Raw genomic sequence first — 23,257 nt, forward strand, 5'->3', positions numbered from 1 at the left:
AAATTACTTCTTAGCCTTGCGAGTGACCACTTTTTTGACACCCAGTGCTTGGGCTTTTTCCTTAGCACCTTCAGCGTTCTTTAAGGCTTTTTTAGGAGCCGCGGCTTTCGCTTTTGCCGGGGCTTTACCCGTCGCTTTTGCGGCCTTAGCTTTGCCTTTTCCTTTAGTTAAGCCACCTTTATCGTTAATCAAACCGATAGCTTGCTCTAAAGTAACAGTGTCCGGGGATGCACCCTCTGGCAAAGACACATTCACCTTCGCGCACTTAATGTACGGACCATAAGGACCATTGAAAATCTGAATCGCATCACCCGTATCAGGATGCGCTCCGAGATCCTTTAAAGCCGCAGCTCTGCCGCGACCTTTTTTAGGTTGGCTCAACATCTCTAGGGCTTTTTCCAAAGTGATCGTAAAGATGCTGTCTGATTTAGGAATTGATCGATAATCGCCATCGTGAACCACGAAAGGACCAAAGCGACCCAAACCAGCTTTAATTTCTTTACCAGTGCCCGGGTGGTTACCCAAAGTTTTCGGTAAAGACAAAAGACTTAAAGCCATCTGTAAATCCACTTGCTCTGGCTGAGTGTTCGGAGGAAGCGACGCTCTTTTTGGCTTATCATCTTCAGGCGTTACATCACCCATTTGAACGTAAGGACCATAACGGCCGTTCAAAACGTAAATCGGTAAACCTGTTGTTGGATCTTTACCAAGGGCATCAGCACCATTGATTTTTTGATCAATTAATTTTTCAGCAATTTCAGGAGTGATATCTGCCGGAGATTCATTATCAGGCAACGAAGCACTGACATCTTCCCCATCACGAGTCGTGGTGACATAAGCACCATAACGACCCACATGGAATTTATAACGATCCATGCCTTCTAAAGTCATGGTACGCGCGTCGTCAGGATTGATTTTTTCTTCCTGACTATCAACCAACGCTTTCAGACCTTTAGGTCCTTTATAAACGCTTGAAAGATATTTTTCCCAATCAAGGTCACCCTCAGCGATGTTATCCAGGCTTTGCTCCATTTCAGATGTAAAGCCAAGATCCACGTACTGAGATAAATAACTGCTTAATAGTTTAGAAACGATCATCGCCGTGAAGGTTGGAACAAGTGCTGTCCCCGCTTTACGAACATAACCACGATCAATGATAGTCCCGATAACAGAAGCGTATGTAGAAGGACGCCCGATACCTTCTTTTTCCATGGTTTGAACAAGACTTGCCTCTGTATAACGAGCAGGTGGTTTTGTTTCATGGGAAGTTGGATCTAGTTTAGAAACCTTCACCCCATCTTTCACTTTTAAAGCCGGCAAACGCACTTCACGTTCAGCCAAGTCTGCTTCTGGATCATCACTGCCTTCAACGTAAGCGCGCAAGAAACCTGGGAACTCGATAGTCATTCCCGAAGCTCCGAATAAAGCATCACCTACTTGGATTTTAGCGCTGACTTGTTTTTGTCTAGCATCAACCATTTGCGAAGCAATAGTACGCTTCCAGATCATGTCGTAAAGGCGGAACTGAGTTCCAGTAAGACCCGTTTCATCTGGATCCATAAATTGGTTACCAGCAGGACGAATTGCCTCATGGGCCTCTTGCGCACCTTTAACTTTTTTTGCAGCATAGTTGCGCGGTTGCGGAGTCAGGTACTCTTTACCGTACTTACTTTGAATCGCATCACGAGAAGCATTGATCGCTTCTGTTGATAAGAAAGTAGAGTCCGTACGCATATAGGTAATGAAACCCTGCTCGTAAAGTTTTTGCGCCACTTGCATGGCTTCACGAGAGCTTAATCCTAATTTACGGTTGGCTTCCTGTTGCAATGTCGAAGTGATGAACGGAGCTGCAGGTTTTCTGAAGGTTGGTTTTTCTTCCACATCAGAAACAACCCAAGAACCTGATTTTAAATCAGCAGCTAATTTTGCTGACATCTTTTCATCTAGAACTAAAACATCTTTTCCCGCAGTCAATTGCCCCGTTAAACCATCAAAGTCTTTACCGGTGGCAATTCGTTGGTTTTTGTACTGCTGAAGGCGAGACTCAAAGTTCACGCCGTCTTTGTTAAGTTCAGCAAGAACACCCCAGTAAGAAGACTTTTTAAAACGAACGCGCTCTAATTCTTTTTCAACAATCAAACGCACAGCCACAGATTGCACGCGACCCGCAGAAAGACCGTAAGCTACTTTTTTCCAAAGTAACGGAGAAATAGTGTAACCCACTAAACGATCAAGAATACGACGTGCCTCTTGCGCACGCACTAGATTGATGTCGATCTCACGCGTGTCTTTCAAGGCTTTTTGAATCGCATCTTTGGTGATCTCATGAAACACCATGCGTTTAGTTGGAACTTTTGGCTTTAACACTTCAAGCAAGTGCCAGCTGATCGACTCCCCTTCGCGGTCTTCGTCCGTCGCGAGGTAAAGCTCTGCGGCTTCTTCAAGTTTATCTTTTAAATTTTTGACGACTTTGGTTTTGTCTTTGGGAACGCAGTAGATAGGCTCAAAGTTTTTATCTACGTTAACCCCAAGCTGCGCCCATTTTTCTTTTTTTACTTTTTCAGGAATATCTTTAGCAGATTTAGGCAAATCACGGATGTGACCCATGCATGATTCAACTACATAATCTTTGCCTAAGAACTTACGAATGGTTTTGGCTTTCGTCGGTGATTCGACCACCACGAGTTTAATACCATCAGAAGTATCCATTTTTTTTGCCATTATGACGTTCCTTACTGTTGCAGCCCGAACTATATATATAGACAAAAAATGAAGGCGAATGGCTTTCGGTGCAAGTCTAATTTTTGACAAGCCATCCCAAATGCCGATAAATTTAAGAAATGAAAAACACTTTGGAATTCTCGCATTCACTCAAATTTCTTCTAACTGACATCGACGACACCCTGACTGATGAAGGTCTTCTTGGTGCCGAAGCATATGAAGCATTATGGAGTCTTCGTCATGCGGGAATTCACGTTATCCCCGTCACAGGAAGACCCGCTGGCTGGTGCGAGATGATTGCTCGGGTTTGGCCCGTCAGTGGCATCGTTGGCGAAAACGGTGGCTTTTACTTCCGTTACCATGATCGTAAGATGCATCGCCATTTTTTCTTCGATGAAAAAACTCAAAAAGAAAATCGCCTAAAGCTTGAGCAGCTTCAATCGCAAATTCTTAATCAAGTTCCCGGCTGTGACCTTGCCAGCGATCAGTTTTGCCGCTTGATGGACCTGGCTATTGATTTCTGCGAAGACGTGAACCCTTTGCCAAAGGATCAAGTGCAAAAAATCGTTGAGATCTTCAACCAAGCCGGAGCTCAAGCCAAAGTCAGCTCTATCCACGTCAACGGCTGGTTTGGCAGTTACGACAAACTAACAATGTCTTTAAGGTTCCTAGAAAGAGAATTCAATGTGATAGCCTCTGAAGCTAAAAATCTTTGTGGCTTTAGCGGGGATTCCCCTAACGATGAACCGATGTTTGCTTACTTCCCCCACAGCTTTGCCGTTGCTAACATTCAAAATTTCATCGATCAGATTTCTAACAAACCAACTTATGTGAGTCGTCAGCGTGGTGGTTTAGGTTTTACCGAAATCGCTTCTGCCATTTTAAAAAATAAAAACTAATCTTTGGGGCATTCCTCTTTTTCTTAAAAGAAAAATGCCCCTTCTTTCTTTCTAAATCACTTCTATCGAAGTTCATCTGGTTTTGAATTTGCATAGTCATTCTTAAATAAAAAAAGGGTGGAACTATGTCTGATGGCAATAAACGAAACCAGGACAACTTTTCACAAAACCGCGGCACCCATGGTGCTGAACAATACGTCAAAGTCGACAGACGACATCGCCGCGTTCCCGGTGAAAAGGAACACCTTCATGTATCAAACTACAGCGATGGCGGCCACGGACAAGTCGAAGGCGCAGAAGACGATAGACTTTCTGATGAAGAGGAAGAAGAGCTAGAACGCTTCCGTCCTCATGACATTGAGGATGATCGGTACAATCAATCCGATTGTTTCGCTCAAGATCGCTATAACGAAATTCCTCAAGACCGATTTGAGCGGGATCACACCATTCAATTAACAAATCGCGATCCTAATCGAAATTTTCAATACCACTATGGCACGGATGATTTGGAAGAAAGAATCCGCCAGGACCGCCGCCGAGGCCGTCATTACCGCGAATATTAAAGGAGATCCAAATGCGCCAACGCAAAACCAGAAGAACCAACGGTCGCTTGATGAGAAACGTCGGCATGGGAATGCTGCTTTACTTTGCTTACAACCAACTGAAAAAGGGTCTGCGCTTCATGAAGATGGAAGGCAAGGTGGTTGTGATTTCTGGTGGTTCGCGAGGTTTGGGATTTGTTTTAGCTAAAGAACTTGCAAAAAAAGGTGCTTCCGTTTGTTTACTAGCAAGGGACAAAGAAGAACTGCAAAGAGCGCAGAACCAAATTCAATTCGAAGTACCAACAGCCGAAGTGATCTATCAAGTTTGTGATTCAACCAATCCGCGCCAAACATTAACGGCGATGGAAAGATGTTTTGAACACTTTAGACGTATAGACGTTGTCATTAATAACGCTGGCGTCATCACAGTGTCGCCTTATGAAAATCTCAGTGCGGCGGATTTCGAAGAATCTTTGAAAGTTCATTTCTGGGCTTCATACAATATCACCGAAGCTGCCCGACCATTTTTGAAAGCCACTGGCGGCGGCCGTATCGTCAACATAAGCTCCATCGGCGGAAAAGTTCCAGTGATGCATCTGTCGTCTTATTGCACGGGGAAATTCGCCTTGGTGGGCTATTCCCGCTCGATTCGCCCTGAACTATTAAAAGATAATATTTATGTAACTACTGTGTGCCCGGGTTTAATGCGCACAGGATCTGTCGATCATGCGCAGTTTCGCGGTCAACACTCTAAAGAATACTCGTGGTTTGCATTAGCGGACTCTATTCCACTTCTTACTATGAGCGCAGAAAGAGCCGCGCGAAAAATCATCGAGGCCATGCAAGCCGGCCAGGCAGAGATAAATATTTCGTTACCAACAAAAGTAGCCATCGCAGTTCAAGGCATTGCTCCTGAATTAACGGCGGACTTTATGGCGGTGGCAAATCTATTAATGCCTAGCGCTCCGGTCTTTAGTGAACTTAAAAAAGGCTCAGAGTCTCATTCAGCAGTAGCACCATCAGTTCTAACCAAACTGACCAATGATGCTGCCATAAGAAATAACGAAAAAAGAATTTAGTTTAAATCCACTTTTCCAGACTTCGAAAATGGGATGCTAAATGGGGATACCTTAGCATCCCCCTCAATTTTATAGGTGATCGATCCCGCAGTTAATGCGGCCGCAATATTATCAAAAATTTGCGAGTATTTAATCGGCAACGGAATTGGAACTTCCGCTTCCTGTTCAGCCTTCAACAAAATATTTTTTTCCGTTTTTGCCTGGCTTACTTCTTTGCCATCAAGAAAAACCCGATAAGCAATTTCATCAATTTTCAAATCATGCTTATTCGGGTTTTGCACGTTAACGACAAAAACCAGAAGGGCCCCGGTCATGTCTGCTTCTTTTATAAAGACTTCTTTCAGTTTCGCTTCAGGTTTTTGCCCAACAGCCCATTCTTGCAGTGAAGAACAGGCCACGAGATTTAACAAAAGAAAACCGGCTGCGAATACTGAAAATTTGAACATATCACCCTACTCTACGATGTCTTGAATAATAACAATCGCACTGTAGGCAGAGCTTCGTCCATCACTAGTTGAAATAGTTTTAGTTCTTTTAATTTGACCGTTTTCCAATAACACTGGTGATCCATCTTTTTTGAAGACTGGAATCTCTGCCCCTTTTGTTTTCTTAACTAAAAAGAACAACTCTTCAGCAAACCCTGGGCGCAAACGCGTGCATCCGCCTGAAGCGCGGCTTCCCAATCTTGATAGGAAAGCTTCGTTCACTTGATGCAGAGCTAAACCGAAGGAACGATCATAGAACATTGAATACGGCATATCCGCATCAAAAGATTCTGATCTGTGGTTTTCAATCAATTGTTGTATTGGATAGTACCCAGTTGCCGTTACAGAATAATAGGAATTTGGCGGCTGTTTTAAACAAGTCTCATGACGACGGCGCAGTTCTAAAGTTTCGCGGCCCGTAGAAACACGATCTTGTAAAATAGGATACCCATCTTCAAAGACCATGATTGATTGCGCCGTTCTGCCCGTCGCTGCCTTATTAATAACAATAATATATCTAAAGTCACGCAACCAGGGACGTGTCACCATCGCTGACTGAACGTCGAATCTTTCTACCGGATAAGAAACCGGAGTTCTTTCATAGGCTTTTTCTGATTCAATCGGAATGATTCTTTGTTTTTCTTCTGGAGAATATTCACAAGAAATTGGAGCTGGCGGTCTTGATGGTGGTGGAGATCTGCGGCGTCTTCCCGGTGGCCACCACTTATCCCACCAGCCGGCTTGCACTTCAGTCGCTGTAAACAGCACAACTAACACTAACAAAAAATACTTACTCATTAATCCCTCCGTGGAAATGGTCTGAACATCAGACCATAGAACAGGGGAAGAGCTCACTCTTTGGTTAAAGGGATTTTATAAAAACATAAAACGATGTTTGAACAAACGATGTCAGAAATAAAAAAGCCCAAGATTTCTCTTGGGCTTTTTGTATCGAAGCAAAAATTACTTTTAAGCTCCAGCGAAACTTAAAGACTTAATAAGAACATCAGGGCAAATCATTGAACTGCCCGGCTTGTTATAGTCATTTCCTAAGTCCTCTATGTCGCGAAGAAGCTCAAGAACGTTACCTGACATAACAAACTGATCAATCGGCCCTACACACTTCCCGTTTTCATAAAGGAAGCCTTCTGCCGGCATTGAAAAATCACCTGTGGATTCCTTAAAGCCTGCATGCAAACCACCAGCGAACTCTGTTAAGTGAACAACTTTAGTTTGGGAGGCTAATAGATCCTGCAAAGACTTTGTGCCTTTTGCCACCACCAAATTTGTCGGAGCAATTTCCAACTGAGAAGCCGGGCTTCTGCGACCGTGCGATGTGTGCGGAAGGTTCATCTTATGCGCATACTCTAAGTTCGTCAGAAGATTTTTTAGCACACCATTTTCAAACAAAACTGTTTTTTGCGATGGGGCACCTTCATCATCAAACGGACGAGTCGCCGTACCACGCGCTTCGAATGGATCATCCAACAACTGGAATTTATCACTTGCGATCTTCTGACCAAGTTTACCTTTGAATAAAGATTTGCCTTCATCCACTTGTTTTGCCGAGAAATAAGAATAGATCATCTGCAAAACCGTAGAAAACTGATCGCGATCAATAACAACTGCATAGTTTCCAGTAGTCAGCTTTGTCGCATTCAAACGCGATACTGCTTTTTTAACACCTTTTTCAGTCACTTCTGAAACTTTGATGTCGTCAAAAGAACGGGCAAAGAAACCTTCGCCATCCATTTTTGAAGACTCACCGTCTTTCGCTAATGGATAAGCATAACCAGAGTAATAATTCTGCTTAAACTCTTGGTCCATGCCCTCAGAGTTTAGAATTCTTTTAAAGCTGCTTACTTCACTGTATCCGGAATACGGAACCGCTGAAATGCGCGGATCCTTTTCTAAACACTGCTCTTCTAGCAAGCGAGCGATGTCCAATTTCTTATTCATCGGCACATCTTGAACGTTATACAGATTTGACATCGGCGTGATAGCTTTAGGTGCCATCAAAGAAACTGTCGCACCTTGCTTTTGCACAGTCTTCGCATTTGCCAAAGCATCGCGATACGTGCGCAGCAAAGATTCGTCATTTAAGTTTTCAGTGTACGCATAACCTTGGCTTGCGCCCAAGATCACACGGATGCCTGCCATCTGCGATTGCGTAGATTCAAAAGAATCTAACTTCTTTTTCTGATAACCAATGCTCAACTCTTCGCCGCCGCTGACAAGCATTTCAACCTTGGCGCCATCTTGACGGGCCAAATTCGCAATTTTTTCGAAGTTCGATTTAATAGTATCCATTATTTCGCTCTCCCACCGACCATTAGGCTTGATACAAGGATTTGCGGCTGGCCAACAGCTGCAGGGATAGATCCACTGACTGAACCGCACATACCGCGCGCTAGTTTAAGATCGTTAGAAACCTTAGTGATTTTACCCAAAGTGTCGATACCACGACCGATCAAACAAGCCCCTTTTACGGCTTCTTCAATACGACCGTTACGAATGATATAAGCTTCACCCACTTGGAAATTATAATCACCAGTACCTGGGTTCACAGAACCGCCACCCATTTTCTTCGCATAAAGACCGTAGTCCACATCACGGATCATATCTTCAAAAGTATCTTTACCAGCAGCGATGAACGTATTTCTCATACGTGAAGCTGGAGCATACTTATAAGACTGCCTGCGACCGCTTCCGGTAATTTCATAACCAGTTTGGCGAGATCCCATTTCATCGACGATGTAAGACTTCAAAACACCATTTTCAATCAAAGTGGTTTTCTTAGTTTTGTTACCTTCATCATCCATGTTTAAAGAGCCCCAACCATTTTCGATAGTACCATCGTCAATCGCTGTCACACTTTCATGGGCAATTTTCTGACCAAGCTTACCGCAGAATACAGAAGCATCTTTAGCAACACTTGTCGTTTCAAGACCGTGACCGCAAGCTTCGTGGAAAATAACTCCGCCGAATGCATTATCGATAACAACTGGCATTTCACCAGCAGGAGCATAAGCTGCAGTCGTCAACATCATCGCGCGATCCACAGTTTGTTCAGCTAGCTCTTTAAGATTGATCTGATCATAAATTTCAGAAGTCCCCATGTGACCTTCGTCTTCAGAAGAACTTTCTTTCACACCATTGTGTTCAACAAAAGTGTTCATACGAATGCGGGAATAAGCGCGCTCATCATAGGCCATCAAACCTTTAGAGTTTGCGATTTGCACACGCTGAAATTTTTCATTAAGACCGGCCTCAACCTGAGTCACCGCCGAGTTGCGAGCACGAGAATGTTGGTCAATGGCATTCAACCATTGGAACTTTCTATCGCGATTCATTTCCCAAGGTTTTTCACCGTAGGTATGAATAGTATCAAAAGGCACTTGCAACAAAGGCATAGACTTCTTAGCGCCACCAGTGCCACGGCTTTGAGCCGCATTCAAAGCAGCCTTCACCAAACCCGTTTCAGATAAGTCATTCGTGGTTACATAAACGATCTCATGGCCAAAGAACAAACGAATCCCCGCACCATAAAGCTGACCAACAATGGCCTGCTCAGGCTTAGAATTTAAAACAGTCAATTGTGAGGAATAAGTGTCTTCAAGAAAAATATCCGCGAAATCAGCACCAGTACTTAAAGCCGCATCAAGGGCCTTAGTCAAAATATGAGGTTGAACCAGCATCGAAGCCTCCTTAGATTCAAAGAGAATAACAAAACCCAGAAACAATAAGACAGACAATTCCGAAAGGACCTAACCCAAAAAGGTCCAGGTATCACCAGACAATACCCAAAACAAAAGTAGCACCAAAAAGAAAACCCCAGGGCAAAGCCACTGGGGTCCCAAATACCGAGAAACAAGGGTTGGCGAGAACGGTGCAGGCGCAAGGCGGAGGATCTTTCGCGTACCGCAGGCGTACTCCTAGTACGTCGGAGGGAAGCGAAAGACCGCACAACGCAGTCGAATGCGCCGTTATCGGCGACCCGCCTATTTGCGGATTTTGGCTTTAATCATTCTCTTCTTTTGAGAGATACGTTTTTTCTTATGACGGATACCTTTTCTGCTTTTACCTTTTACTGCCATGTTAGTTCTCCTTCTAAATTAATTTACGTACTACTTCTTATTAGGATTCACGTTCATCAAGGCCGCAAACGGATTGTTGAACGGATTAGCTGGCTTCGGAGGAGGTCCACTTGGACGTTGTCCGTGACCACCACCACCATGAGGAGGACGAGGTCCACCAGCAGGTCTGCCGCCAGCGCCACGTTGATCCGGACGTCTGTCACCACGAGCTTCGCGAGGTGCGGAAGCTTCAGGTGCATCATCCATTTTCATAGTTAATGAAATCTGATTTTTCACAGTATCAACTTTAAGAACCTTCACTGTCACATGGTCCCCTGGATTTACCACTTTACGAGGGTCATCCACGAACTTGTGAGAAAGTGCAGAAATATGAACCAAACCATCTTGGTGAACGCCGATATCAACGAAAGCACCAAAGTTAGTTACGTTCGTCACGATACCTGGGCAGATCATACCTTCTTGAAGGTCTTTTACTTCCATGATGTCGTCACGGAACTGGAATACTTTGAACGGATCACGAGGATCGCGGCCTGGTTTTTCAAGTTCTTTTACGATGTCATCAAAAGTAAACTCACCCACCAGCTGAGCCCATTTAGTTCTTTGTGCCAAAAGTTTTTTCGCACCTTCACCAATGATTTCAGAAAGGTTTGCACCGATATCCTTCGCCATGTCGGTCACCGCTTGGTAACGCTCTGGATGGATACCTGTAGAATCTAAGATTTGTTTTCCACCTGGGATTCTTAAGAAACCCGCAGCTTGTTCGTAAACTTTTGTAGAAAACTTAGGAATTTTTAAAAGCTCAGAACGGTCCGAGAACAACGCTTTTTTACGGTGTTCAACGATCCCTTTCGCCAACGCAGGACCAATGCCCGCAACATGGGAAAGAAGGGCCGCAGACGCCGTATTCACGTCAACACCTACGTTATTCACGCAAGACTCAACCACAGCTTCCAATGATTTTTTCAATTGAGATTGGTTCACGTCATGTTGGTACTGACCAACACCGATAGACTTAGGATCTACCTTCACAAGTTCCGCCAAAGGATCCTGCAAACGACGCGCGATAGAGATCGCACCTTTTACAGTCACGTCTAGATCTGGGAACTCTTCACGAGCCACTTCTGAAGCCGAGTACACAGAAGCACCTGACTCAGAAACCATCACTACTGGAATGTTTTTGCCAAGATCCTTAAGAACTTTGCGCAAGAACGCTTCAGTTTCACGACCTGCGGTACCGTTACCTACAGCGATCGCTTCGATTTGGATTTGTTTTAATACTTCACCGAAAAGTGCTTTTGCTTTTTTCTCTGCATCGTCACCTAAAGTGTAAAGAACTGTGTGAGAAATGAAAGCGCCCGTCTTATCGATCAAAGCCACTTTACAACCCGTTCTTAAACCAGGGTCGACACCCAATACACATTTAGATCCGTACGGAGAACCCAATAACAACTTACGAACGTTTTCAGCAAATACCGTGATAGCATCTGTATCCGCTTTTTCTTTTAGCAAACGATGAACTTCATTCACCACAGAAGGAAGAACGTAAACGTTCAATGCCAAACGAGCACATTGTTTTAAGTATTCACCAACAGCGTTGTCTGGAGTTGAAGTCGCGAACTTTTCGTAAGACTTTAAGATGTCTTCGTCATCGCCCTTAACGTCAACAGCCAATTCCTCTTCTTGCCAGCCACGTCTCATCGCCAAGTAGCGGTGATTGTTTTTAGCATCCATCAAGTTTTTAACTGGCTCTTCAAATTCTTTGTACATGTCGTACTTAGAATTTGGTTTAAAGCCCTTAGCTGCTTTCGCAACAACACGGCCTTTTTCATTGTAGTTCTTCGCAACCATCGCACGAAGTTCAGTATCATTGGCGATTTTTTCAACCAAGATATCTTGAGCACCTTTTAGCGCTTCTTCGTAAGTGACGATTTTAGCAGTCGGATTTAAGAAAGCTTTCGCTTTCATTTCCATAGTCGCATCGTCTTTGATCAGACCATGGCCAAGATCCCAAATCCATTGCGCCAAAGGCTCCAAGCCAGCTTCGCGGGCCACAGTCGCTTTGGTTTTTTTCTTTTTCTTGAATGGTTTGTAGATCTCTTCAAGCTCACCCAGATCCCAAGAAAGCTCGATGCGCTTTTGGATTTCCGCAGTAAGATTGTTTTGCTCGCCGATTTCTTTAATAAGGAAAGCTTTACGCTTTACAATCTCATTATAAGTTTCGTGACCTTCGATAACTGCACGAATTTGAACTTCGTCCAAATTGCCAGTTTTCTCTTTACGGTAACGAGCGATGAAAGGAACCGTAGCGCCCTCTGCTGCAAGTTCGATCACAGCTTGTGCTGATTTTGCAGAAACAGTAGGTGCAATACGCGCCAAATAACTCTGAAGAGCCTGATCCATAGAACCTCTAGATTTAATTGGAAATGAGTCTAACTCCGACGGAGGCCGGAGTGTAAATGATTAAATCAAAATTATTTATGACGGAACATGATGAGGCCATGACTTGGATCGTATGGAGATACTCCCACACTCACTTTGTCGCCCACAACCACGCGAATATTAAAACGTCTCATTTTTCCGCAAAGTTTAGCGTTAATGATCGCTTTATTTTCGAGTTCAATTTTGTAAAGGCCACCCGCTAGGGCGTCGATTACTTTCCCATCAATTTGTACTAAATCGTCTTTTGCCATGCAGATAAATTAGTAGGTCAGAAAGCATTGCCTTGCAATAGTTTTCTCTAATCTAGTGCGCTGTCAGACCAGTTTAATAAAACTGGTCCGTCGGATTATTAAAGCTTTCTGTTGCTGATTAGCATGCGCTTTCCGTCTTCAAAAAGGACTTCTAAGCGGTCGTATTCATTAGAAAGAATGTATCCCCAACCGAAAATCTTGTGCTGCAAAGGTGTCTTTGCCTCAAATTGGCCGGAAATGCTATAAGCTGGAGCTTTTATCGCTTTATATTTTTCGTTCAGTTCGTGCCACTTTACCTGATCTTCAGATAAACCGGTCTTATCGAGCTTAGTTTTCTTCTCTTTCTTAGCGGCTTTAGTGGCCTCTTTCGGAGCTTCAACTTCTTCGACTTCCTCGACTTTAGCTTTTTTCTCAGCCTTTTCAGCTTTCGCCGGTGGAGCAGCTTTTTTCTCGGGAGCTTTCGCAGTCACAGCTTTAGCTTTTTCAGCTTTTGGCTCTGGCTTCGCAGCAGGTTTCGCTTTTTCAACCGCTTTCGCAGGTTTTGCAGCCGCTTTTGGTGCTGCTGCTTTAGCAGGTTTTGCCGCCTTCACTGGCGCTTTTGCAGCGGGTTTTGCCGCTTTGGCTTTTGCCGCAGGTGCTTCCTTTTTTGCAGCCTTTTTTGCCATCCCAAGTCCTCTCTAATAAAGGTGAGAATCAATCGAAAACTTTTAATTAGCAGATTTATACTATCACTGAGTGCCTTGACATCAAAAAAATAATAGTAAAGTGTTAGCGCGAGGCATCACTATGATTACAGCAGAAGTTATCAAAGACCTGAATTCATCCGATCTCAACTTTGTATCCGGCTCCGTTCAAGCCGTTGCGACAAAGGTTCTTCCACCTGAAAGCTGCGATTCTGAAACTTTGGTTTTCGTTTCTAAGCCCGAACAGTTGGAAATGGCCCTTAAAGCCAAGGCACCTATCATCGTCGCACTAAAAAACTTAAACCTGCCGACAGATACACAAAGTACGCTTTTCACGACGGCATCGATTCAACTGGGAATGGCAGCAATCCTTCCTTTGTTCGATGGGAAAATGGATCGCTTCAATCAAGAAACTAAGATTCATCCCACGGCTTTCATTCATCCCACAGCCCACTTAGGCAAAAATGTTGGAGTCGGCCCGTTTGCGGTGATCGGTGAGCACGTAAAAATCGGTGACGGATCAACAATTGGCGCCCACACCGTTATTGAATCCTATGCGGAAGTTGGAGATCACAGTTTGTTGCACCCGCAAGTTTTCTTGGGCTCTCACTGTATCGTGGGTGCACGCTGCGAAATTCATCCACACACAACAATCGGTGCTGATGGTTTTTCGTTTGCTCCTACTAAAGGGCAACCTAAAAAGATCCCGCAAATCGGTAAAGTCGTTATCGGTGATGATGTGGAAATTGGTGCTAACTGCGCCATCGATCGCGCCGCTTTAACAGAAACTAAGATCGGTAGCGGCACAAAGATGGATAATCTTTGCCATATCGCCCATAACGTAGAAATCGGTCAAAATTGTTTGATCGCCGGTAAATTCAGCGTGGCAGGTTCAAGCAAAATCGGGAATCACTTTATGTGTGGTGGCGAAGTTGCTATTGGGCCCCATGTAACAGTTTGCGATGGCGTTATCATGGCTGGCCGCAGCTGCACCACAGGAGACATCACAAAACCTGGACAATACGGCGGCTTCCCGTTAGAGCCTATGCGTGACTATTTAAAAACTTTATCTAGCTTCACTTCACTAACGAAGCTTAGAAAAGATATGGGCAAGGTGAAAACACATCTTGGCCTGCAAGACGAATAAAGGAGTTTTGATTCATGTCTTACCAGTTCTATAAAGTGCTACACATGCTAGGTTTCATGCTTTTATTTTTCGGCTTCGGCGGATTGATGGTAGCAGCATTCTCTAAAGTGACTCTTACTAAATCTGCAAGATTGATGGCGTTCATCACTCATGGTTTGGGTCTATTCTTAATCTTCTTGTCTGGTTTCGGTATGGCAGCAAGATTGGGCCTAGTTCAGGGACTACCAGCTTGGGTTCAAGCTAAGATTGGTATTTGGTTAGTTCTAGGTATCGCTATTTCTTTGGTGAAAAGAAAAGGTTATATCGGCTGGCCTATCGCGATCCTTCTTTGGGGTCTTGGCACAACAGCTGCGTTCATCGCTATCAACAAACCGTTCTAGTTTTAGTTTAAAATTTAGAATAAAAAAATCCCGGCAGCACTCAGACCGGGATTTTTATTTTGAAAGATCTCTTCGTACCTTTTCCACTTCTTTAACCATCTTATCAAAGTGCGAACCTTCCCAATATATTCTTAGGCATGTAGGGCACTCGTAAAACTGTTCATACAAAGAATAGGTTTTTGCATCAACACGCTCTTTCACTTGTGCCTTATCAATTGCCTGAATCGGCGTATTGCACTGAAAGCATCGAGATAAAGCTTCATCATAATCCTGCAAAGGGAACTGCTCTAAAACTTCGAGCAACTGGTCCTTAGCATCATCTGCCTTAACGAAGTACCCGCGCCCAGCAGGAATACGCTCAAAGAACTTACGATCTTTAGTTAAAATAATTCGATTTTCTTCTATGGCTACTTCAAGAACGGCATCGTCAGCAGCACCAGGCAAGGTGGAAGAATCAATTCCCATCATGCGCAGGCGCTTCACAAGGCCCAAAAGATTTTCATCAACAAAAAATTGAAGGGAAGGTTTACCTCTGGCTGCGCCAGAGTGCGCGCTAGTCAACTTGCTTCAGGTCGCAAGCAACACTGTGGTTGCCATGTCCAACCCGCACCCAATTCGGAGTTAAAGCAGAAAACTCAACAGAACTTTCCGCATCACCTACCATCAGGTTTTGCAGAACATTGACTGCATCCTTTTGCTTTTCAGAATTTTCGATAAGAATCTGATACTGGATTTTCTTAGTATCATCACCAAACTGAATCTGAGCAAATCGCCCAAGACTCTCTTCAATAACCAAAGTCATCAAACTTGCCGTCGTCTCTTTCACAACTTTTTCATCAACAGATAGACGACAAGTGACTTCGCTATACTTTAAAACAGGTAGTGCGGCGAAAGAAGAAACTGGTAAAAACAGAAACAACGAAACAAGTTTTTTCATCTTCCCCTCGGCAAAACAGGATTGACGAGAAGGGTCCATATGCAAGGCGGAAGCCTCTTCCCGCAGCGCAGGCGTAGCAGCGCTACGTCGGAGAGAAGCGAAAGACCGCACAACGCACAAAAATGCCATGATGGCATTTTTGCGCGCCAGCCCCGCAAGGGGTTGAAGGCAGGAGCCTTCAACAGTCAGATGGGCCCTTATCGGCGATCCCCCCTTAGAACATCGAATACTTAAGGAATCTGCACTCAATATTACCATTGAATACAAAGTGCTTGCGAGTGGCTTTTAATTTCAAATCAGCCATCAACTCTTTGTTTCCTGAAAGGATCCAAGCATCCCAACCTTTGAAACGGTGTTTAAGCGTGAAGCTAAGATCACGATACACGTCACGAAGATTGTCTTCATCACCGATACGCGCTCCGTACGGAGGATTAACGATGATCAAACCTTTTTCCACAGGTGGTTCAACAGTTGCTACGGATTCTTTTTTGAACTCAATCACTTCGTCAACGCCAGCATTTCTAGCATTGTCTTTGGCATTCTTAATAACTTTGTTGTCGATATCATATCCGTAGAATTTAAATTCCAACGTTTCTTTTTCAGCATCCAAAGCTTCTTGAACAACGTCGTCCCAAGCTTCTTTTTCAAAGCCTAAAAGATTTTGGAAACCAAAACGAGTGCGATTGATACCAGGAGCGATGTTCAAAGACATCATCGCTGCTTCAATCAAAAAAGTTCCAGAACCGCACATCAAATCCACGATCGGAGTTTGCTGATCCCACTCAGAAAGTTTAATAAGACCCGCAGCTAAGTTTTCTTTTAACGGAGCTTCACCTACTTCTTTACGGTAGCCACGTTTAAATAAGCTTTCGCCAGAAGTATCGATAGAAACGTTAAACATATTTTTCACGCAACGAACTTGAATGCGCAAAGCCGGGTTGTAATTATCAACGTCAGGGCGAACACCGTACTTATCACGGAACTGGTCCACGATAGCGTCTTTGATTTTCATCGCAACGAAACGTTGGTCACGCATTTTTGAATCAGACACAGAAGCATCAATTGAAATCGTCTGAGTCGGCTTAATGTACTTAGTGAAATCGTGCTTAAGAATGTTGTTATATAATTCGTCAGGCTCGTACGCCGTAAAGTCCAAAATCGGCTTTAAGATACGGCTTGCTAAACGAGAGTGCAGATTGGCTTTGTAACAACCTTTCCAGTTGCTATCAAAAGTAACTCCGCCGGCAGTCTTATCGACAACTTTAAGACCTAGTCCTTTAAGTTCGGCTTCAAGAGGTTCTACTAATCCGCGGGCTGTGGAGGCAAAAAAGATTGGCATGGGCATCCTTTCATTGGTTGAAAGAAGCCCAGTCCCAAAAACGCTAGGCTTCCCTATACTTCGCGATATTGTGGTCCACCGCCCCCTTCAGGAACGGTCCACTCGATATTTTCGAATGGGCACTTAATATCACAAGTTTTACAGTGAATACAGTTGGTATAATTGATTTGTAAGTCCTTCTTACCTGCCTCAACTTTTGACGGTACCATCTCGTACACGCTTGCTGGGCAGAAGTGGTTACATGGCGACTTATAGTTCGGCTCACACACCGTACGGCAAATATCCCCATCCTTCAAAATAAGGTGGTTCGGGGAATCTTCATCATGCATAGTGCCCGTCATGTAAACGCTAGAAAGTTTATCAAAGAACAATTCGCCATCTGGTTTAGGCAGCTTATTGTCTTCATGCTCAAGACCGTAAGGACCCCAAACGTCGACCACCTTCTCAGTCGTATCCGCATCGATATGCTCGATCTTCATGTTGTCTTTAAGACCACGGCCACCAGTCATTTCTTGCAAACCGATTAAAGGCAAAGAGGCAAACATGCCTTTGCTTAATGTTTGGTGGAAGTTACGAACGCGGTAAAGCTCGTCTTTTACGTAACCAGCTTCAATGCGTTTTTCATAACCTTGAGTCACTTCGGCAGTGAACTCACCACCTTTAAGAAGACCATCCATAATAGTTTCAGCTGCTTGCATACCTGACTTCATCGCCAAGTGAATACCTTTAAGCTTCTGAACATCCACCATGCTTGCAGAATCACCGCAAACCATGAAGCCATCACCGTACAAGCGAGGCATTGAATACCAACCGCCCGCAGGAAGTGTCTTACCACCGTAAGCCACTACTTTACCGCCTTTAAGCATGCTTTGTAGGAACGGATGAGTTTTCAGTTTTTGCAATTCACGATGTGGATCCAACAAAGGATCGTTCGTATCCAAATAAGCCACAAGACCTAGGATGATTTTGTCACCTGGGATTGTGTAAATGAAAGTACCACCGATAGACTTAGAAAGTGGGAAACCCAAAGTGTGAATCACTTGGCCCGCTTCCACAGTGCCCGGAGGCATTTGGATAATTTCTTTTACGCCTTCTTCAAATACTTCAGGATTTTTTCCAGCGCGAAGATTTAATTTCTTTTCAACTTGTTTGAATAAGGATCCGCGAGTTCCCTCTGCGAAGATCGTAACTTTTGATTTTAAAATCAAACCAGGTTCAAAGTTCGCTTTTGGTTTACCATTTTTATCACGGCCTTTATCGCCAGTACGAACTCCGACAATTTTATCACCTTCATACAACGCTTCTACAGCAGCAAAGCCAGGGAAGATATTGATCCCTTTTTCTTCACACTTAGAACCCAACCAGCGGTTGAATTTAGAAATTGAAGTGATGTAGTTCCCTTCGTTATGAAATGGCGGAGGAACAATCGGAAGTTTAAAAGAAAAATCAGAACCTAGATAGTAAACCGCATCTTTTTTAACTTCAGTTTCAAGTGGTGCGCCTTCTTCCTTAAAATTAGGAATAAGTTCACGCAAAGCTTTTGGATTTAAAACCGCACCCGACAAGCTGTGGGCACCAACCTCAGAAGCTTTTTCAAGAACCACGATCATTTGCTCTGGAATTTGTTCGCCGGTTTTGCGACCCGCAGAAACATCTTCATTATGTTTTTGAATTTGGTTTTGCAAATGAAGGGCGCAAGATAAACCTGAAGATCCACCGCCGACGATAAGAACATCAACGTCCATGGTTTCGCGGGTTACGCCTTCTGGTAGTTCAGTATACATTGTTGACATAGGTATCTCTCCAAACTTAATTCTGCTTCAGTTCCGCGGGCCGCGCCCGCTGCACTCTGCGCGCCTATTCTTCAGCAGGTTCGTCTTCTTTAAGTTCTGCTTGCGGAGCCACTTTTCTAACAGGTGTAGAAACTTGGGCCTGCACTTTCAGTTCTTCTTCATCTCTGCCACCGGGATAAAGACGTTTTTTTGCCTTCATCGCGATTTCAGCTTCTTTTGCTTCATCAAACGCGGGCTCAGAATTTTCTTCTTGCGACCACGCGTGCGGAACAACAGTAAAGACTAGCAGAAAAAATAATAAGAAAACTCGGATCATAATCCAGCTCCCTAACTGCGCATTTGCGCGCATAATAAAAGCCAATTGAGAAACTTGTCATTGAAATAGTGCAGGATTTCTAGACTTTAGGCAACTGGAAGACGGCGATGGGACTTCATCGGAATCTGCTGACGAACCTGAGCAATTCTTCCTCTAGAAAGTATCGCGATTGTCACACCTGGGCGAGACTCTTTAACTTGGGCAATAACAGCTCCCCAAGGGTCAATCACTGACGTGTGACCAAATGTATCTCTGGAACCTCCACGAACACCATGATGAGTTCCACCTTGAGCACTAGCTAAAACATAGGCCTGACTTTCAATTGCGCGAGCACGCAAAAGCACTTCCCAATGCGCTTCTCCTGTTTTCACCAAGAACGCTGCAGGAATTAAAATCAAATCAGCATCCTGCTTAGCATAACGAGCAAAAAGCTCTGAAAAACGCAGATCATAACAAATTGATTCACCAATGCGCCAACCATCGACTTCAATCAAACTCGGTTTTTGCCCATGACTAAAAACATCGGATTCACGAATAGGCTTTTGCCCTTCAAGCTGAATATCGAACAAATGCATCTTCTGATATGTCGGGCGAACTTCACCTTCAGGAGTGATTAAGATTGAAGAGTTAAATAAAACCCCATCAACCAAAAGCGGGACCGAACCTAAATGCAAATGAGTCTTATATTGTTTTGCTAAAGAAGAAAGTTGCGCAAATGCAGAGTGAGAAAGGTCAAAACCATTGATCGGCTCCCCTTCTTTCACTCTCATATATAGGCAATTTTCAGGAAAACAGACCAAGCGAGGTTGGTCTTTTTTAAAGGTCTCTTTTAGGAGTTCAGAAATTTGCTGCAAGTTTGCATCGACATCATCAACCGACGTCATCTGCACGGCTGCAACCACTAGTTCCGAACTCATAAGATTTACTCCGCGGCGTCTAATTGAAGCGTTGAGGTTCTTGCCTCTTTCACTTCACGACAATTCCATTTTGCTTCTTCAAGATTTTTTCTAACGTTAGAAACAAACTCAACACAAGAATCAACATTCTGTCCAGAGCCGATTGTTTCATCAACGCCTTGCTTAGTGTAAATAGCACGACATTTTTCGTCTTTGCCCATTTCCACACGCAGAGTTCTTACGGTTTTATTGTTCTTGCACAGAACTAGAGAGTCACCAATGTCAGCGTTCGCTAACGACGAAAAAAAAAGCACTGTTAACGCCGTCGCGCACAGTGCTTTTATGTTTTTTTCTGCTGAGATTTGGTCCCGTTTCAAGCTGCATCTCCTCTTTAACAAGTTGGAAGAATTTAAAAATCCTAGCTCAACTTTGATTTTACGCAGCTATGTATGAGACTAAAACGAAGAGATGGACTTAAGGACCAAAATTAGACTTAGTCATAGGCAAAGTTTGCCGGCTGACCAAGTCTAATATCTACATACTAAGCAGACTTAGATTTAGTAGCTTTTTTAGAAGTCTTTTTTTCTTTAGTAGCAGCTTCAACTAGTTTCACGTTTGAATAGTTGATGAAGCCTTCTTTTTTCAAAAGACCGTCTTTTTTATCATAGTGTGTTTGAACTTTCACACCTTGAACTTTTACTAACATATTTTTAGCGTCTACAGCCAAAACAGAACCTTTTTTGCCCTTATCAGAGCCAGTGATAACTTGAACAGTCGCACCTTTTTTTACTTTTAATTTCATGACGGCCTCTTACTTATTTCTTAGTGCTGATTTTCTTTTTAATTCTAGATTTTACTGCTGCAGCTCTTTTTGAAAGCTTAGAGTCATCAGAATTAAGAAGGTAGTTATCAAAACCGCCAACGTGTTCCATATCACGGATAGCGCTGGTCGCGATTTGCAATCTCACCATTTGGTTCAAAACGCGGCTAAATATGCGTTTCTTTTGAACATTTGGTTGAGCTGTTGATTTTGTTTTAATATTAGAGTGGGACACCAAGTTCTTAACAACTGGGCCTTTTCCGGTAATTTCGCATCTGCTCATACTAAGCTCCTCTGGCTCTCTTAACTAGCTACAAGTCTGGGTCTACAACGCACGAAAACTTAATATGGGCGCCGCAAACAAGAAACAACCATATAAGTTAAAAAGACACTTGATGGCAACTCTTTTTTCTTGTACACACATTAACTCGCTAACCAACAGGAAATCGAAAGAGGACAGTTCCATGAAAAAAACTACTCGTAGCAAATACAGACAAGAATTCTCAGGCGACCACGTTTTTGATTACAAAGATCCGGCATCTTTGACTCGTTTCATCGGCGACGGCGGTAAAATCACTCCATCTCGCATCTCTAAATTATCAGTAGCTCAACAAAAAAGAGTTGCAGCTGCAGTTAAAAAGTCTCGCAACCTAGCTTTATTGCCTTCTGGTTCAGACGCTTTTGACAATTTCCACAGAGCTGAAGCTATCTCTCCAGTTCCATTCGAGATCTAATAACGATCTTAAATCGATCTAGATTTCCTGAAGGATAGAAAAAGCCGGTTGAAAAACCGGCTTTTTGCATTTTAAAAGCTATCCAATCTTATTTAAACGTTTTCGCCCGGATTGACGACGAAGTTTAAACCACACCCCTGCCGTAAAACCCATCATCACGATGTAACTTTTACTCGACCACTGATGTAAGCTCGGACCCGAAATCCCAATAAACGAAAGTTGATCAAAGGGAACTCCCCAGTTGGCAAGTCTCAGCCCCAAAATAGGTAAGGCAAATAAAGTCCAAAACTGCAAAACGGCGACGAACCAATAAAATTGCTCTAGGCCCGCCCCTCTATATTCAAGCACCATCATTCCTAAAGGCAGCCCCACAAATAGGAAGCCGGCAGTCGTTGCCGCAATCTGACGATCGGGAATAAACCTGAAAATCACCATCACTAAAACGATGACGACAAGCTCTGCGATTAAATAATAAAGAAATCTATTTCGTCCCATATCCAAGAAGCTAGTCCAACCCATAGGACAACTCAAGCCCAAACCCTTTTATATTTGATTTGAAGGCGGCATGGCCGAGCACCGGCCTTGCAATAGTGTCTATTCGTCTTATTTATTTTTTAAAAGGAATACTGAAATGATCTCTCAAAACGAACTTAATAACTTGAAACTGCAATCTTCACTTAGCGATTTCGGCTTAAACCCTTACGAGTGGAGCTTAGAAAGAATCCACTCGTTGGCTTATCTACTAATCAACAATGTAGATGAGAATTTCAAACTGTACGGACACCTTGAATACAGAGAGCAAAAGCCAAAATGGAAAGAGATGGAAATTCTGTCTCTTTAAAAAGAATCACAGCGTACGGAAAACAGGCTGCGATTCCAGATATCTTGCTCTGACAATAGATCTTTAGCTTTTTTGGGCTCTACAGCTACGGCTGTAGGGTCGGTAGAAATCTCTAACTCTTCCCCCGGAAGTTTTGCAGAGATTCGTTGACGAAGTGCCACCCAGCCGTCTTCGCCATTCGCGCGAAGATATACGCCACGGAGACGACAGAAAATTGCGATCTCCGCCTCTGACATCCATCCGAATCTTTCCAAACCCGGTTCTGGGGGCTTCGTCCCCCAGGCTAGTCTTACCATCAACTCAATGCCATCATTCATAGCTGACTTAACTTCACCAATGTTGAAAACCTGATTGGTGCAATCGGTAGAGGATTTGCCGATATCATCTGCAACTTTTTTAAGCACCATGAAGTACTCATAACAAGAGCCTGCACTGTTTCCCAACTGACAAGCTTCTTTAGCTCGCACAATCACCGGAGGAATTTTTGCCTTCTTCACCGTGGTCGAAAAAATGTTTCCTTGCTGCAGTTCCTTAAAAGTTGCTGCCTGCGTATCACAAACTGTATGTGGCGGACTGATTAACATGAACACACCAATGCCCACTAATATGGCTAAAAATGCGAGAACGGGCTTCGGCAGAGAGTTAATGAAGTTTTCCATGAAAAAAAGTATAGCTTCTGATGTGCGTTATTATCTAGAGATTTGACAACAGGCCCATCTTTTATTTATTGTCCTGGCCTTGTCGGGGAGTAGCGCAGTCTGGTAGCGCATCTGGTTTGGGACCAGAGGGTCGTAGGTTCGAATCCTATCTCCCCGACCATTTTCTAACCTACTTTAGGTTCTCTTCTCTAAAATAAGC

The 23,257-nt window shown here is 43.7% G+C and carries 26 protein-coding genes and 1 tRNA gene; 8 read left to right on the forward strand and 19 right to left on the reverse strand.

All coding sequences use genetic code 11. The features are described from left to right. Positions 1 to 3: 3 nt before the first annotated feature. On the reverse strand, positions 4 to 2,721 hold the full coding sequence (gene topA / locus MNR06_RS07810) for a type I DNA topoisomerase (RefSeq protein ID WP_243540676.1): 2,718 nt from the start codon (positions 2,719 to 2,721) through the stop codon (positions 4 to 6). Positions 2,722 to 2,840: 119 nt separating this feature from the next. On the opposite strand from topA, the gene MNR06_RS07815 reads away from it, so the two are divergent. From MNR06_RS07815 to MNR06_RS07825, 3 genes are all read left to right on the forward strand, one after another. Next, positions 2,841 to 3,620: an HAD family hydrolase gene (locus MNR06_RS07815; RefSeq protein WP_243540677.1), complete on the forward strand. Its 780-nt coding sequence runs from the start codon at positions 2,841 to 2,843 to the stop codon at positions 3,618 to 3,620. A gap of 125 nt (positions 3,621 to 3,745) precedes the next feature. Next, positions 3,746 to 4,183 carry a hypothetical protein gene (locus MNR06_RS07820; protein WP_243540678.1) on the forward strand — a complete coding sequence of 146 codons (438 nt, stop codon included), beginning with the start codon at positions 3,746 to 3,748 and terminating at the stop codon, positions 4,181 to 4,183. 11 nt (positions 4,184 to 4,194) lie between these two features. After that, positions 4,195 to 5,241: an SDR family NAD(P)-dependent oxidoreductase gene (locus MNR06_RS07825; protein WP_243540679.1), complete on the forward strand. Its 1,047-nt coding sequence runs from the start codon at positions 4,195 to 4,197 to the stop codon at positions 5,239 to 5,241. Here the strand turns inward: MNR06_RS07825 and MNR06_RS07830 are convergent. From MNR06_RS07830 to MNR06_RS07860, 7 genes are all read right to left on the reverse strand, one after another. Next, positions 5,238 to 5,687, reverse strand: coding sequence for an LEA type 2 family protein (locus MNR06_RS07830; protein WP_243540680.1), 450 nt, complete (start codon positions 5,685 to 5,687; stop codon positions 5,238 to 5,240). The genes MNR06_RS07825 and MNR06_RS07830 overlap by 4 nt on opposite strands. A 6-nt stretch (positions 5,688 to 5,693) precedes the next feature. Next, on the reverse strand, positions 5,694 to 6,524 hold the full coding sequence (locus tag MNR06_RS07835) for a L,D-transpeptidase (protein ID WP_243540681.1): 831 nt from the start codon (positions 6,522 to 6,524) through the stop codon (positions 5,694 to 5,696). 171 nt (positions 6,525 to 6,695) lie between these two features. Further along, positions 6,696 to 8,036 carry a TldD/PmbA family protein gene (locus tag MNR06_RS07840; protein ID WP_243540682.1) on the reverse strand — a complete coding sequence of 447 codons (1,341 nt, stop codon included), beginning with the start codon at positions 8,034 to 8,036 and terminating at the stop codon, positions 6,696 to 6,698. Further along, positions 8,036 to 9,424, reverse strand: coding sequence for a TldD/PmbA family protein (locus MNR06_RS07845; protein WP_243540683.1), 1,389 nt, complete (start codon positions 9,422 to 9,424; stop codon positions 8,036 to 8,038). The genes MNR06_RS07840 and MNR06_RS07845 overlap by 1 nt, the downstream gene beginning before the upstream one ends. Before the next feature lie 429 nt (positions 9,425 to 9,853). Next, positions 9,854 to 12,223, reverse strand: a complete 2,370-nt coding sequence (locus tag MNR06_RS07850) for a helix-hairpin-helix domain-containing protein (protein ID WP_243540684.1) — start codon at positions 12,221 to 12,223, stop codon at positions 9,854 to 9,856. Between the two features lie 71 nt (positions 12,224 to 12,294). Beyond that, entirely contained in the window at positions 12,295 to 12,513 is a 219-nt protein-coding gene (infA, locus tag MNR06_RS07855) for a translation initiation factor IF-1 (protein ID WP_243540685.1), read from the reverse strand. 98 nt (positions 12,514 to 12,611) lie between these two features. Then, positions 12,612 to 13,178 (reverse strand): hypothetical protein, encoded by a 567-nt coding sequence (locus tag MNR06_RS07860; RefSeq protein ID WP_243540686.1) that lies wholly within the window; start codon positions 13,176 to 13,178, stop codon positions 12,612 to 12,614. A gap of 121 nt (positions 13,179 to 13,299) precedes the next feature. On the opposite strand from MNR06_RS07860, the gene lpxD reads away from it, so the two are divergent. Both lpxD and MNR06_RS07870 read left to right on the forward strand, forming a co-directional pair. Beyond that, positions 13,300 to 14,343, forward strand: coding sequence for a UDP-3-O-(3-hydroxymyristoyl)glucosamine N-acyltransferase (lpxD, locus tag MNR06_RS07865; protein ID WP_243540687.1), 1,044 nt, complete (start codon positions 13,300 to 13,302; stop codon positions 14,341 to 14,343). Between the two features lie 14 nt (positions 14,344 to 14,357). After that, entirely contained in the window at positions 14,358 to 14,723 is a 366-nt protein-coding gene (locus tag MNR06_RS07870; RefSeq protein ID WP_243540688.1) for a hypothetical protein, read from the forward strand. 54 nt (positions 14,724 to 14,777) lie between these two features. Here MNR06_RS07870 and MNR06_RS07875 read toward each other — a convergent pair whose 3' ends face one another. From MNR06_RS07875 to rpmB, 9 genes are all read right to left on the reverse strand, one after another. Next, positions 14,778 to 15,284, reverse strand: coding sequence for a DUF5615 family PIN-like protein (locus tag MNR06_RS07875; RefSeq protein WP_243540689.1), 507 nt, complete (start codon positions 15,282 to 15,284; stop codon positions 14,778 to 14,780). Continuing rightward, entirely contained in the window at positions 15,277 to 15,660 is a 384-nt protein-coding gene (locus MNR06_RS07880) for a hypothetical protein (RefSeq protein ID WP_243540690.1), read from the reverse strand. The genes MNR06_RS07875 and MNR06_RS07880 overlap by 8 nt, the downstream gene beginning before the upstream one ends. Before the next feature lie 214 nt (positions 15,661 to 15,874). Continuing rightward, a complete protein-coding gene (locus MNR06_RS07885; protein ID WP_243540691.1) occupies positions 15,875 to 16,999 on the reverse strand; it encodes a THUMP domain-containing class I SAM-dependent RNA methyltransferase in 1,125 nt (374 codons plus the stop codon). A gap of 53 nt (positions 17,000 to 17,052) precedes the next feature. Further along, on the reverse strand, positions 17,053 to 18,792 hold the full coding sequence (locus MNR06_RS07890; RefSeq protein ID WP_243540692.1) for an electron transfer flavoprotein-ubiquinone oxidoreductase: 1,740 nt from the start codon (positions 18,790 to 18,792) through the stop codon (positions 17,053 to 17,055). Positions 18,793 to 18,856: 64 nt separating this feature from the next. Then, positions 18,857 to 19,108 (reverse strand): hypothetical protein, encoded by a 252-nt coding sequence (locus MNR06_RS07895; protein ID WP_243540693.1) that lies wholly within the window; start codon positions 19,106 to 19,108, stop codon positions 18,857 to 18,859. 86 nt (positions 19,109 to 19,194) lie between these two features. Further along, positions 19,195 to 20,025, reverse strand: a complete 831-nt coding sequence (locus tag MNR06_RS07900) for a carbon-nitrogen hydrolase family protein (protein WP_243540694.1) — start codon at positions 20,023 to 20,025, stop codon at positions 19,195 to 19,197. Between the two features lie 5 nt (positions 20,026 to 20,030). Further along, positions 20,031 to 20,381, reverse strand: a complete 351-nt coding sequence (locus MNR06_RS07905; protein WP_243540695.1) for a hypothetical protein — start codon at positions 20,379 to 20,381, stop codon at positions 20,031 to 20,033. 164 nt (positions 20,382 to 20,545) lie between these two features. Continuing rightward, positions 20,546 to 20,806 (reverse strand): KOW motif-containing protein, encoded by a 261-nt coding sequence (locus tag MNR06_RS07910; protein ID WP_243540696.1) that lies wholly within the window; start codon positions 20,804 to 20,806, stop codon positions 20,546 to 20,548. A gap of 13 nt (positions 20,807 to 20,819) precedes the next feature. Beyond that, positions 20,820 to 21,107 carry a 50S ribosomal protein L28 gene (gene rpmB, locus MNR06_RS07915; protein WP_243540697.1) on the reverse strand — a complete coding sequence of 96 codons (288 nt, stop codon included), beginning with the start codon at positions 21,105 to 21,107 and terminating at the stop codon, positions 20,820 to 20,822. 181 nt (positions 21,108 to 21,288) lie between these two features. Here rpmB and rpsR point away from each other — a divergent pair, with 181 nt between their 5' ends. Next, the gene (gene rpsR / locus MNR06_RS07920; protein WP_243540698.1) at positions 21,289 to 21,558 is read left to right on the forward strand and encodes a 30S ribosomal protein S18; all 270 of its coding nucleotides are present in this window, start codon (positions 21,289 to 21,291) and stop codon (positions 21,556 to 21,558) included. A 78-nt stretch (positions 21,559 to 21,636) separates the two neighbouring features. Here rpsR and MNR06_RS07925 read toward each other — a convergent pair whose 3' ends face one another. Then, entirely contained in the window at positions 21,637 to 22,077 is a 441-nt protein-coding gene (locus MNR06_RS07925; RefSeq protein ID WP_243540699.1) for a hypothetical protein, read from the reverse strand. 112 nt (positions 22,078 to 22,189) lie between these two features. Here MNR06_RS07925 and MNR06_RS07930 point away from each other — a divergent pair, with 112 nt between their 5' ends. Continuing rightward, positions 22,190 to 22,399: a hypothetical protein gene (locus MNR06_RS07930; protein WP_243540700.1), complete on the forward strand. Its 210-nt coding sequence runs from the start codon at positions 22,190 to 22,192 to the stop codon at positions 22,397 to 22,399. Here MNR06_RS07930 and MNR06_RS07935 read toward each other — a convergent pair. Continuing rightward, a complete protein-coding gene (locus MNR06_RS07935; RefSeq protein ID WP_243540701.1) occupies positions 22,396 to 23,058 on the reverse strand; it encodes a hypothetical protein in 663 nt (220 codons plus the stop codon). The genes MNR06_RS07930 and MNR06_RS07935 overlap by 4 nt on opposite strands. 83 nt (positions 23,059 to 23,141) lie before the next feature. Here MNR06_RS07935 and MNR06_RS07940 point away from each other — a divergent pair. After that, positions 23,142 to 23,218: transfer RNA gene (locus MNR06_RS07940), tRNA-Pro, on the forward strand. Positions 23,219 to 23,257: the final 39 nt, after the last annotated feature.

It is taken from the genome of Bdellovibrio reynosensis, from assembly GCF_022814725.1.
GTDB classification, from domain to species: Bacteria; Bdellovibrionota; Bdellovibrionia; order Bdellovibrionales; family Bdellovibrionaceae; genus Bdellovibrio; species Bdellovibrio reynosensis.

Coding starts and splice junctions, on each gene's coding strand:
- topA (WP_243540676.1), bottom strand. CDS start 2,721: ATGGCAAAAAAAATGGATACTTCTGATGGTATTAAACTCGTGGTGGTC.
- MNR06_RS07815 (WP_243540677.1), top strand. CDS start 2,841: ATGAAAAACACTTTGGAATTCTCGCATTCACTCAAATTTCTTCTAACT.
- MNR06_RS07820 (WP_243540678.1), top strand. CDS start 3,746: ATGTCTGATGGCAATAAACGAAACCAGGACAACTTTTCACAAAACCGC.
- MNR06_RS07825 (WP_243540679.1), top strand. CDS start 4,195: ATGCGCCAACGCAAAACCAGAAGAACCAACGGTCGCTTGATGAGAAAC.
- MNR06_RS07830 (WP_243540680.1), bottom strand. CDS start 5,687: ATGTTCAAATTTTCAGTATTCGCAGCCGGTTTTCTTTTGTTAAATCTC.
- MNR06_RS07835 (WP_243540681.1), bottom strand. CDS start 6,524: ATGAGTAAGTATTTTTTGTTAGTGTTAGTTGTGCTGTTTACAGCGACT.
- MNR06_RS07840 (WP_243540682.1), bottom strand. CDS start 8,036: ATGGATACTATTAAATCGAACTTCGAAAAAATTGCGAATTTGGCCCGT.
- MNR06_RS07845 (WP_243540683.1), bottom strand. CDS start 9,424: ATGCTGGTTCAACCTCATATTTTGACTAAGGCCCTTGATGCGGCTTTA.
- MNR06_RS07850 (WP_243540684.1), bottom strand. CDS start 12,223: ATGGATCAGGCTCTTCAGAGTTATTTGGCGCGTATTGCACCTACTGTT.
- infA (WP_243540685.1), bottom strand. CDS start 12,513: ATGGCAAAAGACGATTTAGTACAAATTGATGGGAAAGTAATCGACGCC.
- MNR06_RS07860 (WP_243540686.1), bottom strand. CDS start 13,178: ATGGCAAAAAAGGCTGCAAAAAAGGAAGCACCTGCGGCAAAAGCCAAA.
- lpxD (WP_243540687.1), top strand. CDS start 13,300: ATGATTACAGCAGAAGTTATCAAAGACCTGAATTCATCCGATCTCAAC.
- MNR06_RS07870 (WP_243540688.1), top strand. CDS start 14,358: ATGTCTTACCAGTTCTATAAAGTGCTACACATGCTAGGTTTCATGCTT.
- MNR06_RS07880 (WP_243540690.1), bottom strand. CDS start 15,660: ATGAAAAAACTTGTTTCGTTGTTTCTGTTTTTACCAGTTTCTTCTTTC.
- MNR06_RS07885 (WP_243540691.1), bottom strand. CDS start 16,999: ATGCCAATCTTTTTTGCCTCCACAGCCCGCGGATTAGTAGAACCTCTT.
- MNR06_RS07890 (WP_243540692.1), bottom strand. CDS start 18,792: ATGTCAACAATGTATACTGAACTACCAGAAGGCGTAACCCGCGAAACC.
- MNR06_RS07895 (WP_243540693.1), bottom strand. CDS start 19,108: ATGATCCGAGTTTTCTTATTATTTTTTCTGCTAGTCTTTACTGTTGTT.
- MNR06_RS07900 (WP_243540694.1), bottom strand. CDS start 20,025: ATGAGTTCGGAACTAGTGGTTGCAGCCGTGCAGATGACGTCGGTTGAT.
- MNR06_RS07910 (WP_243540696.1), bottom strand. CDS start 20,806: ATGAAATTAAAAGTAAAAAAAGGTGCGACTGTTCAAGTTATCACTGGC.
- rpmB (WP_243540697.1), bottom strand. CDS start 21,107: ATGAGCAGATGCGAAATTACCGGAAAAGGCCCAGTTGTTAAGAACTTG.
- rpsR (WP_243540698.1), top strand. CDS start 21,289: ATGAAAAAAACTACTCGTAGCAAATACAGACAAGAATTCTCAGGCGAC.
- MNR06_RS07925 (WP_243540699.1), bottom strand. CDS start 22,077: ATGGGTTGGACTAGCTTCTTGGATATGGGACGAAATAGATTTCTTTAT.
- MNR06_RS07930 (WP_243540700.1), top strand. CDS start 22,190: ATGATCTCTCAAAACGAACTTAATAACTTGAAACTGCAATCTTCACTT.
- MNR06_RS07935 (WP_243540701.1), bottom strand. CDS start 23,058: ATGGAAAACTTCATTAACTCTCTGCCGAAGCCCGTTCTCGCATTTTTA.